Consider the following 13,076-nt stretch of genomic DNA (forward strand, 5'->3'; position numbering starts at 1 on the left):
CGCCCCTCGACAACTCCCCCTCCCGGTCAGCAAGATGTGACGCCACACCTTCCGCCACAGCCACCTCGGGGAGCACGCCGATGAGCCGCCGCCTCCAGCACCGGACGGCTCTGCTCGCCGGTCTCACCGCCCTGTCGCTCTCACTGACGCTCTGTTCGTGCGCCTCCGGCCAGGGCGGCGCCGCCGCGGACGGGCCGTCCGCCACCGGGGCCCCCAAGCTCACCTCGATCGACGTCAACCCGCGCGAGCGCTCCCAGCTGCGCCAGGGCGGCACCCTGCACCTGGCGATCGCCCAGTTCTCCCGCCAGTGGTCGCCGATCCAGACCGACGGCAGCGAGTCCTCGACGATCAGCGTCAGCAAGCCGCTGCTGCCGACCTTCTTCCGCTCCGACGCGGCCGGCACCCAGACCGCCAACCCGGCCTACCTGCAAGACGCCCACGCGGAGCTGCGGGACGGCCGGCAGGTCGTCGTCTGGACGCTCAACCCGAAGGCCCACTGGTCCGACGGCACCCCGATCACCTGGCGCGACCTCGAAGCCAACTGGCGGGCGCTGAACGGGAAGGACCCGGCCTACCGGCCCGCCAGCAACACCGGCTTCGAACAGGTCTCCTCGGTCGAGCGGGGCAAGGACGACTTCCAGGCGGTGATGACCTTCGACCGGCCGTTCTCCGAGTGGCAGTCGATGTTCAACGGCGCCGCCAACGCCCCGCTGCTGCCCGCGAGCCGGCTCGCCACCCCGGAGCTGTTCAACTCCGCCTACCTGGACGCGCTCCCGGTCACCGCCGGCCCGTTCAAGGTCGAACGGATGGACCGCGCCGCCCAGACCATCACGCTGGTCGCCGACCCCGCCTGGTGGGGCGACAAGCCGCTGCTGGACCGGATCGTCTTCCACGCCATGCTGCCCAACGCCATGGCCCCCGCCTTCGCCAAGGGCGAGATCGACCTCTTCAACAACGGCCCGGACGTCGCCGGCTACCAGACCATCAAGAGCACCAAGGGCGCCGCCGTCCGCCGGGCCGGCGGGCCCGACTTCCGCCAGCTCACCCTCAACGCCCGCACCCCGGCGCTCAGCGACGCGACCGTCCGCCAGGCCGTCTTCCAGGCCATCAACCGGGACGCCGTCATCCGCTCCGACCTGAACGGCCTGGACTGGCCAGCCGCCCCGCTCAACAACCACCTGCTGGTCGCCAACCAGAACGCCTACCGGGACAACTCCCTCGGCCTCAGCCGCTACGACCCCGCCGAGGCCGCCCGCAAGCTGGACGCGGCCGGCTGGCGGCTCGACGGCGACGTCCGCAAGCGCAACGGCCGCGAGCTGAACCTGCGGATGGTCATCCCGGCCGGCGTCACCCAGGCGCAGAGCGAGGCCGACAGCGCCACCAGGACGCTCAAGGACGTCGGCGTCAAGGTCACCACGGTCACCTCCGCCGCCAACGAGTTCTTCGACAAGTACGTCAACCGCGGCGACTTCGACATCACCGCGTACTCGCTGCTCGGCACGCCCTTCCCGGCCAGCGGCAACCGCGCCGACTTCGTCCAGAACGGCGGCACCAACCACGTCGGCACGGGCAGTCCGGCGGTGGACGCCGCCCTCGACCGGGCCGCCGCCGCACCCGACGCGGCCACCGCCTCCGAGGCGATCAACCAGGCCGACGGCGAGCTGTGGAAGGTGGCCGGCGTGCTGCCGCTCTACCAGCGCCCGCAGCTGTACGGCGCCCGCGCCAACCTCGCCAACATCGGCGCCCAGGGGCTGTCCGACATCGTCTGGGAGAACGTCGGCTTCGAGCGGTAGACGGCGGCGCCCCGGCGCCCTCAGCCGTGCAGGGTCTCCCGCCAGAAGTGGCAGGCACTGCGACGGCCGGGCAGCTCGGCGCCCTCGGCGTCCACCATCGGCACCAGCGGCGGGAGTTCGCTCAGGCAGCGGTCCTGCACCCGGTCGCAGCGCGGGTTGAACGCGCAGCCCTGCGGGATCTCCAGGAGGCTGGGCGGCAGGCCCTTGATGGCGTGGAGGTTCTGCCCCTTCTGGTCCAGCCGCGGGATCGAGTCGAGCAGTCCCCGGGTGTACGGGTGGGCGGGGCGCGCGTACAGGTCGCGCACCGGGGCCGTCTCGACGATCCGGCCCGCGTACATCACCGCGATCGTGTCCGCGACGTCGGCGACCACGCCGAGGTCGTGGGTGATCAGGATCAGCCCCATGTGGAACTCGTGCTGCAACTCGGCCAGCAGGTCCATCACCTGGGCCTGCACGGTGACGTCCAGCGCGGTGGTGGGCTCGTCCGCGATGATCAGGTCCGGCTCCATGGAGAGCGCCATGGCGATCATGATGCGCTGGCGCATGCCGCCGGAGAACTGGTGCGGGTAGTCACCGACGCGCTGCCTGGCCGCCGGGATCCGCACCCGGTCCATCAGCTCGACGGCCCTCTCCCTGGCCTCCTTGCGGCTGGCGCCGCGGTGCACCTGGAACATCTCGCCGAGCTGGTACCCCACGCTGAGCACCGGGTTGAGCGAGGACAGTGCGTCCTGGAAGATCATCGCGATCTTCTGGCCCCGGACGAACCGCCGGGCCCTGGAGCCCATGGTCAGCAGGTCCTCGCCGCGGTAGAGGATCCGCCCGCCGGTGATCCGCCCGGGCGGCGTGTCCAGGATGCCCATGATCGCCTGCGCGGTCACCGACTTGCCCGAACCGGACTCACCCAGCACCGCCAGCGTCTCCCCGGCCGACACCGAGTAGCTCACCCCGTTGACGGCCCTGGCCACGCCGTCCCGGGTACGGAACTCGACGTGCAGGTCGTCGACCTCCAGCAGCGGGGTCCCGGGCACCAGGTTCTCCCGACCGCCGCCAATCACCTCCACCATGTCCATCCGAGCAGCCCTCCCCCAGCGCAGCGGCGAGCACCTGTACGCGCAGAGCAACTATCAACGACCCGACCCCACTTGCGGAATCGCGCGGCACGTCTCTTTTCCATCACAAGAAAGGGCGCACCCCCGGTGCGGGGGCGCGCCCTGGGTCTCGCGAGCCGCTAATCGGGCTCGATACCGCCCTGCCCGACCTCGCGCTCCGCCGCGCCCTGCCCGATTTCGCGCTCCGCCGCGAAGTGACACGCCGAGTCGTGCCGGGCCGCCCCGCCCAGCCAGGACGGCGAGGCGAGCAGCGGGATCTCGGCCGCGCAGCGGTCCTGCGCCTTCCAGCAGCGGGTGCGGAAGCGGCAGCCGGACGGCGGGTTGGCCGGCGAGGGCACGTCCCCGGTGAGCACGATCCGGTCCCGCGACTCCCGGGCCGTCGGGTCCGGCACGGGGACGGCGGAGAGCAGCGCCTGGGTGTACGGGTGGGTGGCGTGGTCGTAGATCTCGGCATCGCTGCCGATCTCGACCATCTTGCCGAGGTACATCACGCCGACCCGGTCCGAGATGTGCCGGACGATGGAGAGGTCGTGCGCGATGAACATGTACGAGAGGTTGAACTCCCCCTGCAGCTTGTCCAGCAGGTTGATCACCTGCGCCTGCACCGACACGTCCAGCGCGGAGACCGGCTCGTCACAGATGATGATCTCCGGCCTGAGCGCCAACCCCCTTGCGATGCCGATGCGCTGGCGCTGCCCGCCGGAGAACTGGTGCGGATAGCGGTTGATGTACTCGGGGTTGAGCCCGACCACGTCCAGCAGGTCCTGGACGGCCTTGCGGCGGTCCCCCTTGGGCGCCACCTCGGGGTGGATCTCGAACGGCTCCCCGATGATGTCGCCGACCGTCATGCGCGGGTTCAGCGAGGTGTACGGGTCCTGGAACACCATCTGGATGTTCCGGCGGACGGCCTTCAGCGCCGACCCGGACAGCCGGGAGATCTCCTCGCCCTTGTAGCGGACCGATCCCCCGGTGGCCGGCTCCAGGTTCATCAGCACCTTGGCCAGCGTGGACTTCCCGCAGCCGGACTCGCCGACGACGCCCAGCGTCTCGCCCTGCCTCAGGTCGAAGGAGACCCCGTCGACGGCCTTCACGGCGCCGACCTGCTTCCTGAACAGCACGCCCTTGGTCAGCGGGAAGTGCTTGACCAGGTCCCGGACTTCGAGGATCGGCTCGCCGCGCGGCACTTCCTGGGCGAAGGCGGCCTCCTCCGGCACCGCGGCGCCCAGTGCGGTGGACCCGTTAGCGGCCATGGAGGGTCTCCTTCCAGAAGAAGCAGGCGCTGCCCCGCCCGGCCAGCGGGGCGCCGTCGTCCTCGGCGACCGGGTACAGCTCCGGCACCTCGGCCCGGCAGCGGTCCTGCGCCCGCGGGCAGCGCGGGTTGAAGGCGCAGCCCTGGGGGATCCGCAGCAGGTTGGGCGGCAGGCCCTTGATGGCGTAGAGCTCCTGGCCCTTCTGGTCCAGCCGCGGGATGGAGTCCAGCAGGCCGCGGGTGTACGGGTGCGCGGGGCGCGCGTACAGCTCGTGCACCGGGGCGGTCTCGACGATCCGGCCCGCGTACATCACGGCGATCTTGTCGGCGACGTCGGCGACCACGCCGAGGTCGTGGGTGATCAGGATCAGGCCCATGTTGTACTCCGCCTGGAGCTCCGCGAGCAGGTCCATCACCTGCGCCTGGACGGTGACGTCCAGCGCGGTGGTGGGCTCGTCCGCGATGATCAGGTCCGGTTCCAGGGCCAGCGCCATGGCGATCATGATGCGCTGGCGCATGCCGCCGGAGAACTGGTGCGGGTAGTCGTTCACCCGCTGCTTGGCCGCCGGGATCCGCACCCGGTCCATCAGCTCGACGGCCCTGTCCTTGGCCTCCTTGCGGGACGCCCCCCGGTGGGCGCGGAACATCTCGCCGAGCTGGAAGCCCACCGTCAGCACCGGGTTGAGCGAGGACAGCGCGTCCTGGAAGATCATCGCGATCTTCTGGCCGCGGATCCTGCGCCGCTCCTCGTTGCCCATCTTCAGCATGTCCCGACCGCGGAAGCGGATCTCCCCGCGCGGGATCCGGGCCGGCGGCATGTCCAGGATGCCCATGATCGCCTGCGCGGTCACCGACTTGCCCGAACCGGACTCGCCGAGCACCGCGAGCGTCTCCCCCGCCCGGACGCTGTAGTCGACCCCGTTGACCGCCTTGGCCACGCCGTCCCGGGTGACGAACTCGACGTGCAGGTCACGGACGTCGAGCAGCGGCCCCTCGTACGACGCGGCCCGCTCGGACCTGCTGGCGTCCACAGCTGTACTCACGTTGCGCTCCCCTCGCTCAGCGAAGCTTCGGGTCGAGGGCGTCGCGCACCGCGTCGCCCAGCATGATGAAGGCCAGCACGGTGACGGAGAGCGCCACGGCCGGGAAGAACAGCACGTACGGCGCCGTCCGGATCACCTTCTGGGCGGAGGAGATGTCGATGCCCCAGGAGATGGTCGGGTCCTGCAGACCGATGCCGAGGAAGCTCAGCGTCGCCTCGGTGGCGATGTAGCCGCCGAGCGCGATGGTGGCGACGACGATCACGGGGGCGATGGCGTTCGGCAGGATGTGCCGGAACATCAGCCGCCCCGTCCCGGCGCCGAGCGCCCGGCCAGCCACCACGTAGTCGGACTGTTTGACGGTCAGCACGGCGCCGCGCATGACGCGGGCGATCTGGGTCCAGCCGAGGAAGGCCAGCGCGATGACCACGCTCCACACCGTGCGGGTGGTGAAGGCGTTCAGCAGCACCAGGGCGCCGAGCAGCAGCGGGAGGCCGAAGAAGATGTCGGTGATCCGGGAGATCACCGCGTCGACGGCGCCGCCGAAGTAGCCGGCGACCATGCCGGCCAGTCCGCCGAGCACGGTGACCGCCAGGGTCACGCAGATGCCGACGGTGATCGAGGCGCGGGCGCCGTACACCACCCGGGCGTAGATCGACCGGCCCTGCCCGTCGTAGCCGAACCAGCCGGCGCCGAAGAAGTCCGTCCAGTTCGGCCGCCTGAGGTAGTCGTGCACCAGGTCGGCCTTGCGCGGGTCGGCGTCGGTGAACGCCCAGGGGAAGACCGCCATGACGACCAGCAGCAGGATCAGCACCGCGGAGATCAGGAAGATCGGCCGCCGGCGCAGGTCCCGCCAGGCGTCGCCCCACAGGCTGCGGGCCTCCTCCCGCTTGGCCGGGTCGGGCTCGACCAGGGTCTCCTGCTCGACCGCCATGCCCTGCTCCCCGGCGTAGTCGAGGTGTGAGACCCCGGGCTTGGGGTGCGGCTCGTAGGAGTTCTCGTCGTGGACGTCAGGCATAGCGGATCCTCGGGTCCAGGACCGCGTAGAGCAGGTCGACGAGCAGGCTGGCGACCAGGTAGACGATCACCAGGACGGTCACGATGCCGACCACGGTGGGGCCTTCCTTCTGGTTGATCGCCCGGTACAGGACGTTGCCGACGCCCTGCACGTTGAAGATGCCCTCGGTGACGATCGCCCCGCCCATCAGGGCGCCGAGGTCGGTGCCGAGGAAGGTGACCACCGGGATCAGCGAGTTGCGCAGCAGGTGGCGGGAGATGACGGTCCGCCGGGGCAGCCCCTTGGCGACCGCCGTGCGGATGTAGTCGGCCCGCAGGTTCTCGCCGATGGACGTCCGGGTGAGCCGGGCGACGTACGCGAGCGAGAGCGAGCCCAGCACGATCGCGGGCAGGATCAGCTGGGAGAGGTCGGTGGAGTCCTGCACCGTCGGGGTGACCCAGCCGAGGTTGGTGGCGAAGATCGTCTGCGCGATGTAGGCCAGCACGAAGACCGGGATCGAGATCACCACCAGGGTGAGGATCAGCACCAGGGTGTCCTGGACGCTGCCGCGCCGGAGGCCGGAGGCCATACCCAGGGCGAGGCCGAGGACCACTTCGAAGACGAAGGCCATCAACGCGAGCCGGATGGTGACCGGGAAGGCGGTCGCCATGATCTCGGAGACGGGGCGGCCGGTGAAGCTCGTCCCGAAGTCCCCCTGGAAGAGGTTCCCCATGTAGTGCAGGTACTGCTTCCAGACCGGCTGGTCCAGGAAGTACTTGTGCTTGATGCTGGCCACGATGGCCGGGTCGGCGGCCTTCTCGCCGAACAGCGCCGACACCGGGTCGCCCGGCAGCGTGTAGACCATCAGGAAGATCAGCAGCGTGGTGCCAAAGAACACCGGGATCATCTGCAGCACCCGCCGCAGCACGTAACTGCCCATCCGAGCCTCCTTCCTAGACGTGCCCTGGGTGCACGGCCGGCCGGGGACGGTCGGCCGGGAGGGCCGGGCCCCGCCCTCCGTGCGGGAAGGGCGGGGCCGGCGCGAGGGGTCGGGGGATCAGCCCTTGACCTCGACCTGGGTCCAGGCCGGGTTTCCGAAGGAGTCGAACTTCACGTTCTGCACCTTGGTCGAGTAACCCGAGTTGGTGCGGTAGTACCAGAGCGGGATAGCCGGCATCCCGCTCGGCAGCACCGCCTCGGCCTGCTGGTAGCCGGTCACCGTGTCGGCGACGCTGGCGGCCTCGTCGGCCTTGGTGGCCGCCTGGTCGAACTGCGGGTTGCTGTAGCCGAAGTCGTTGGACGCGGCGCCGGTGCGGTACACGTCGGACAGGAAGTTGGCGTTCAGCGGGTAGTCCTGCACCCAGCCGGTGCGGAAGGCGCCGTTGACCTGGTGCCCGGTGATCGCGGCGCGCGCGGTCTTGAAGTCGGGCTTCGGGTCGCCGAGGCACTCGACGCCGGTGCTCTGCCGGATCGAGTTGCAGACCGCGTCGACCCACTCCTTGTGGCCGCCGTCGGAGTTGTAGGTGATCAGCAGCTTGTTGCCGGGGACGCCGCCGCCGTCGCTGATCAGCTGCTTGGCCTTGGCGGGGTCGAACTTGCAGAAGTCGCCGCAGGCGCCGTCCTTGTAGCCCTCGACGCCCTCGGCCACCCAGGCGGTGGCCGGCTTGCGGGAGTTCTGCAGCACCGTCTTGGTGATGGTGTCGCGGTCGATCGCCATGGACAGGCCCTGGCGCACCTTGGCCTTGTCGGGCGCGGCCCAGTCGGCCTGGTAGAGGGTGAAGCCGATGTTCTGGATGGCGCCCTGCGGGGCGTCGATCGCCCGGTCTCCGAGGTCGCTCTTGTACGTCGCCAGCGCGGACGGCGGCACCTGGTCCATCACGTCCAGGTTGCTGGACTGGAGGTCGGCGTAGGCGGCCTCGGACGTGGTGTACATCTTGAAGACGATGCCGCCGTTCTTCGGCTTGTCGACGCCCTGGTAGTCCGGGAAGGCCTTGGTGACGACCTCGGTGTTGTGGTTCCAGCTGACGAACTGGTAGGGGCCGTTGCCCACCGGCTTCTGCCCGTACCCGGTCGGGTCGTTGAAGAAGGCGTCCGGCAGCGGGGAGAAGGCGATGTAGCCGAGCTTGTACTCGAAGTACGAGACCTTGTTGCTGAGCTTGACGGTGAAGTGCAGGTCGTCGACCACGGTCAGGCCGGACATCTTGGTCGCGGTCGGCTGGCCGCTGCCGGGGTGGACGTCCTGGTACCCCTCGATGTCGGAGAACCAGGAGCTGTTGATCTGGTTGTTGCTGGTGGTCGCGCTCCAGTTCCAGGAGTCCACGAAGTTCTTGGCGTGCACCGGCGTGCCGTCGTGGAACTTCCAGCCGTCCTTCAGCGTGACGTCGAAGGTCTGGGAGTCGCTGGTGTCGATCTTGTCGGCGACCTGCATCCGGATCTTGGCGGTGGCGGGGTCGTAGTCGACCAGCCCCTTGAAGAGGTTCTGGATGATGCGACCGCCGCCGACCTCGTTCGCGTTGGCCGGCTGCAGCGGGTTCTGCGGCTCACTGCTCTGGTAGCTGAAGCTCTTGCTGCTGTCCGACGAGCTGTTGCTGCTTCCGCCGCCGCCGCTGCTGCACCCGGTGGCCACCAGGGCCACGGATGTCGCAGCGGCGAGGACCCAGCGAGCACGGGCGGCTACGGGCATGGAAGTCCCTCCTCGTGGTGTGTGTCGCATCACACCCCATGAGAAGCGCGCCCGGACGACGGCGCGAGTCAGGTGCACCCGGACGGGTGCACCGGACGCCCCGTGAGTTGACGGAACGACGGAAGGGCCCGCGGCGCGAAGCCACGGGCCCTTCCGGGGATGCCACAGGGAGTCAGGCGGCGGCCGGCTCCCGGACCTCGGCGAAGTGACAGGCCGACTCGTGCGCGGCCGGGCCCTTCAGCACCGAGGGCACCGCGAGCAGCGGGATCTCCTCGGCGCAACGGTCCTCCGCCTTCCAGCAGCGGGTGCGGAAGCGGCAGCCGGACGGCGGGTTGGCCGGCGAGGGGATGTCACCGGTCAGGATGATCCGATCGCGGTTCTCGCGCGCCGTCGGGTCCGGCACCGGCACCGCGGAGAGCAGCGCCTGGGTGTACGGGTGGGTGGCGTTGTCGTAGATCTGCTCGTCGGTGCCGATCTCGACCATCTTGCCGAGGTACATCACGCCGACGCGGTCGGAGATGTGCCGGACGATGGAGAGGTCGTGCGCGATGAACATGTACGACAGGCCGAAGTCGCCCTGCAGCTTCTCCAGCAGGTTGATCACCTGCGCCTGGACGGACACGTCCAGGGCGGAGACCGGCTCGTCGCAGATGATGATCTCGGGCTTGAGCGCGAGACCGCGGGCGATGCCGATGCGCTGGCGCTGGCCGCCGGAGAACTGGTGCGGGTACCGGTTGATGTACTCCGGGTTCAGACCCACGACGTCCAGCAGGTCCTGGACGGCCTTGCGGCGGTCGCCCTTGGGCGCCACCTCGGGGTGGATCTCGAAGGGCTCCCCGATGATGTCGCCGACCGTCATGCGCGGGTTCAGCGAGGTGTACGGGTCCTGGAACACCATCTGGATGTTCCGGCGGACGGCCTTGAGGGCCTGGCCGGACAGCTTGGAGATGTCCTCGCCCTTGAACAGCACCTGGCCGGAGGTGGCCCGCTCCAGGTTCATCAGCACCTTGGCCAGCGTGGACTTGCCACAGCCGGACTCGCCGACGATGCCGAGCGTCTCGCCCTTCGCCAGCTCGAAGGAGATGCCGTCGACCGCCTTGACCGCGCCGACCTGCTTCTTGAAGAGGATGCCCTGGCTCAGCGGGTAGTGCTTGACCAGGTCCTTGACCTCCAGGATGGGCTCAGCCATGGAGGGTCTCCTTCCAGAGGTGGCACGCGCTGCGGCGGCCGGTGAGCTCCTTGCCGTCCTTGTCGGTCACCTGGTGCAGCGCCGGGATCTCCGTGCGGCACAGGTCGGTGGCGACGTCACAGCGGGGGTTGAACGCGCAGCCGGCCGGGACCTTCAGCAGGTTCGGGGGCAGGCCCTGGATCGCGTAGAGCTCCTGACCCTTCTGGTCCAGGCGCGGGATCGAGCGGAGCAGGCCCTTGGTGTACGGGTGCGCCGGGTTGGCGTACAGGTCGTGCACCGGGGCGGTCTCGACGATCCGGCCGGCGTACATCACGGCGATCTTGTCCGCGACGTCGGCGACCACGCCGAGGTCGTGGGTGATCAGGATCAGGCCCATGTTGTACTCGGCCTGGAGCTCCGCGAGCAGGTCCATCACCTGGGCCTGGACGGTGACGTCCAGGGCGGTGGTGGGCTCGTCCGCGATGATCAGGTCGGGCTGCATCGAGAGCGCCATGGCGATCATGATGCGCTGGCGCATGCCGCCGGAGAACTGGTGCGGGTAGTCGCCGACGCGCTGCCTGGCGGCCGGGATGCGCACCCGGTCCATCAGCTCGATGGCCTTCTCCTTGGCGTCCTTCTTGGAGGCGCCCTGGTGCACCCGGAACATCTCGCCGAGCTGGTAGCCCACGCTGAGCACGGGGTTGAGCGAGGACAGCGCGTCCTGGAAGATCATCGCGATCTTCTGGCCGCGGATCCTGCGCCGCTCCTCGTTGCCCATCTTGAGCATGTCCTGGCCGCGGTACAGGATCTCGCCCTGCGTCACCTTGCCGGGCGGCATGTCCAGGATGCCCATGATGGTCTGGGCGGTCACGGACTTGCCGGAGCCGGACTCTCCGAGCACGGCGAGCGTCTCGCCGGCCGCGACGGAGTAGTTGACGCCGTTCACGGCCTTCGCGATGCCGTCCCGGGTGTGGAACTCCACGTGGAGGTTCTTGACCTCCAGCAGCGGGGTGCCAACTTCGAGTCGGCCGCTCTTCTGGTTGTTGTTCTCGATCACGGTGGTCATCGGGTCGTCACCTCTTCTCTCAGCGGAGCTTCGGGTCGAGGGCGTCGCGCACCGCGTCGCCGAGCATGATGAAGGCCAGAACCGTGAGGCTCAGCATTCCGGCGGGGAAGAACAGGGCGAACGGGGCGGTCCGGATCACCTTCTGGGCGGTGTTGATGTCGATGCCCCAGGAGATGGTCGGGTCCTGCAGACCGATGCCGAGGAAGCTCAGCGTCGCCTCGGTGGCGATGTAGCCGCCGAGCGCGATGGTGGCGACGACGATCACCGGGGCGACCGCGTTCGGCAGGATGTGCTTCCACAGGATCCGGCTGGTGCCTGCGCCGAGCGCCTTGGCGGCCGTCACGAAGTCGGCCTGCTTGACCGTGATGACCGAACCGCGCATGACACGGGTCATCTGGGTCCAGCCCAGGGAGACCAGCGCGAAGACCACGCTCCAGATGGTGCGCGAGGTGAAGGCGTTGAGGATGACCAGGGCGCCGAGCAGCAGCGGGATGCCGAAGAAGATGTCGGTGACCCGGGAGATGATCGTGTCGACCCAGCCACCGAAGTAGCCGGCCAGCATGCCGGTGATGCCACCGAGGATGGTCACACCCGCCGTGACGCAGATGCCGACGACGACCGAGGCGCGGGCGCCGTAGATCACCCGGGCGTAGATACTGCGGCCCTGGAGGTCGTAGCCGAACCAGTCCGCCTGGAAGAAGTGGCTGTAGTTCGGCTTCGTCAGGTAGTGCGCGCGCAGGTCGCCGGCGCGCGGGTCCGCCGAGGTGAACAGCCCGGGGGCGATCGCGATGACGATCAGCAGCAGGATCAGCAGCGCGGAGATCACGAAGATCGGCTTGCGGCGCAGGTCGTGCCAGGCGTCGGAGCCGAGGCTGCGGGCCTTCTCGGGCTTGGCCGCCGGGGTGTCGGCGCCACGCTGGGCCGGGATCTCCTCGGCCGTCTTCTTCTCGGTCAGGTCAGGCATAACGGATCCTCGGGTCCAGGACCGCGTAAAGCAGGTCGACGATCAGGCCGGCGGCCAGGTATACGAGCACCAGGAAGGCCACGAAGCCGGCGACCGTCGGGCCCTCCTTGTGGTTGATCGCCGCGTAGAGCGCGTTGCCGATGCCCTTGACGTTGAAGATGCCCTCGGTCACGATCGCGCCACCCATCAGGGCGCCCAGGTCGGTGCCGAGGAAGGTGACCACCGGGATCATCGAGTTGCGGAGCAGGTGGGTGCCGATCACCTTGCGCCGGGGCAGGCCCTTGGCCACCGCGGTGCGGACGTAGTCGGCCTTGATGTTCTCGGCTATGGAGGTACGGGTGAGACGCGCCACGTACGCCAGCGACAGCGAGCCGAGCACGAACGCCGGCAACACCAGCTGGGTGATGTCGTTGCTGTCCTGGACGGTCGGCGTGACCCACTTCAGGTTCTGCCCGAAGACCGTCTGGAAGATGAAGCCCAGCACCGGAACCGGGATCGAGATCAGCAGCAGGGTCAGGACCAGGGTGCTCTTGTCGAACGCCTTGCCGCGGCGCAGACCGGCGAAGAGGCCGATGGTGACGCCGAGCACGATCTCGATGGCGAACGCGAACAGCGCCAGCCGGGTGGTGACCGGCAGCGCATCGGTGATCACGTCGAGCACCGGCCGCTGGTCCAGGGTGGTTCCGAAGTCACCGGTGAGCAGCTTCCCCATGTAGTCGAGGTACTGCTGGACCAGCGGCTTGTCGAAGCCCATCTGGTGCCTCAGAGCGGCGAGCTGGGCCGGGTCCGGCGCCTTGTCGCCCCACATCGCGGCCACCGGGTCACCCGGCAGCGCGTGCACCATGAAAAAGATGAGCGCGGTCGTTCCGAGGAAGACCGGGATCATCTGGAGCAGTCGCCTTGCGACAAAGCGCCCCATCGTGCCTCCATGTATGACTCTGCCGGGCCCGTCATCCCGGCCAGAGATAAGTCGGCGTGCCAACGGCCGGTGCCAGTCCTCGCCCTTG

At 69.2% G+C, this 13,076-nt stretch carries 11 protein-coding genes; 1 reads left to right on the plus strand and 10 read right to left on the minus strand.

Annotated features, from left to right (window positions below; all coding sequences use genetic code 11):
* Positions 1–80: 80 nt before the first annotated feature.
* Complete coding sequence (locus AB0P03_RS17660) at positions 81–1,793, plus strand: ABC transporter family substrate-binding protein (RefSeq protein WP_363629554.1); 1,713 nt, start codon at positions 81–83, stop codon at positions 1,791–1,793.
* Between the two features lie 20 nt (positions 1,794–1,813).
* Here AB0P03_RS17660 and AB0P03_RS17665 read toward each other — a convergent pair whose 3' ends face one another.
* The 10 genes from AB0P03_RS17665 to AB0P03_RS17710 all read right to left on the minus strand — a co-directional run bounded on the left by AB0P03_RS17665 (position 1,814) and on the right by AB0P03_RS17710 (position 12,988).
* Positions 1,814–2,857, minus strand: coding sequence for an ABC transporter ATP-binding protein (locus AB0P03_RS17665; protein ID WP_363629556.1), 1,044 nt, complete (start codon positions 2,855–2,857; stop codon positions 1,814–1,816).
* Positions 2,858–3,021: 164 nt separating this feature from the next.
* Positions 3,022–4,152 carry a dipeptide ABC transporter ATP-binding protein gene (locus AB0P03_RS17670; protein ID WP_363629558.1) on the minus strand — a complete coding sequence of 377 codons (1,131 nt, stop codon included), beginning with the start codon at positions 4,150–4,152 and terminating at the stop codon, positions 3,022–3,024.
* Positions 4,142–5,194, minus strand: a complete 1,053-nt coding sequence (locus AB0P03_RS17675) for an ABC transporter ATP-binding protein (protein WP_363621425.1) — start codon at positions 5,192–5,194, stop codon at positions 4,142–4,144. The genes AB0P03_RS17670 and AB0P03_RS17675 overlap by 11 nt, the downstream gene beginning before the upstream one ends.
* A 16-nt stretch (positions 5,195–5,210) precedes the next feature.
* Positions 5,211–6,125 carry an ABC transporter permease gene (locus AB0P03_RS17680; RefSeq protein ID WP_363629617.1) on the minus strand — a complete coding sequence of 305 codons (915 nt, stop codon included), beginning with the start codon at positions 6,123–6,125 and terminating at the stop codon, positions 5,211–5,213.
* 76 nt (positions 6,126–6,201) lie between these two features.
* Positions 6,202–7,128 (minus strand): ABC transporter permease, encoded by a 927-nt coding sequence (locus tag AB0P03_RS17685; protein WP_363585423.1) that lies wholly within the window; start codon positions 7,126–7,128, stop codon positions 6,202–6,204.
* Between the two features lie 117 nt (positions 7,129–7,245).
* Positions 7,246–8,871, minus strand: coding sequence for an ABC transporter substrate-binding protein (locus tag AB0P03_RS17690; protein WP_363621423.1), 1,626 nt, complete (start codon positions 8,869–8,871; stop codon positions 7,246–7,248).
* 172 nt (positions 8,872–9,043) lie between these two features.
* Positions 9,044–10,060: a dipeptide ABC transporter ATP-binding protein gene (locus AB0P03_RS17695; RefSeq protein WP_350879925.1), complete on the minus strand. Its 1,017-nt coding sequence runs from the start codon at positions 10,058–10,060 to the stop codon at positions 9,044–9,046.
* Complete coding sequence (locus AB0P03_RS17700; protein ID WP_363585425.1) at positions 10,053–11,105, minus strand: ABC transporter ATP-binding protein; 1,053 nt, start codon at positions 11,103–11,105, stop codon at positions 10,053–10,055. The genes AB0P03_RS17695 and AB0P03_RS17700 overlap by 8 nt, the downstream gene beginning before the upstream one ends.
* A gap of 19 nt (positions 11,106–11,124) precedes the next feature.
* Complete coding sequence (locus tag AB0P03_RS17705; protein WP_363585426.1) at positions 11,125–12,069, minus strand: ABC transporter permease; 945 nt, start codon at positions 12,067–12,069, stop codon at positions 11,125–11,127.
* Complete coding sequence (locus AB0P03_RS17710) at positions 12,062–12,988, minus strand: ABC transporter permease (protein ID WP_363372519.1); 927 nt, start codon at positions 12,986–12,988, stop codon at positions 12,062–12,064. Before AB0P03_RS17710 ends, AB0P03_RS17705 begins: the two co-directional genes overlap by 8 nt.
* Positions 12,989–13,076 lie beyond the last annotated feature (88 nt).

The organism is Kitasatospora sp. NPDC088779 (assembly GCF_040685395.1).
GTDB lineage: Bacteria > Actinomycetota > Actinomycetes > Streptomycetales > Streptomycetaceae > Kitasatospora.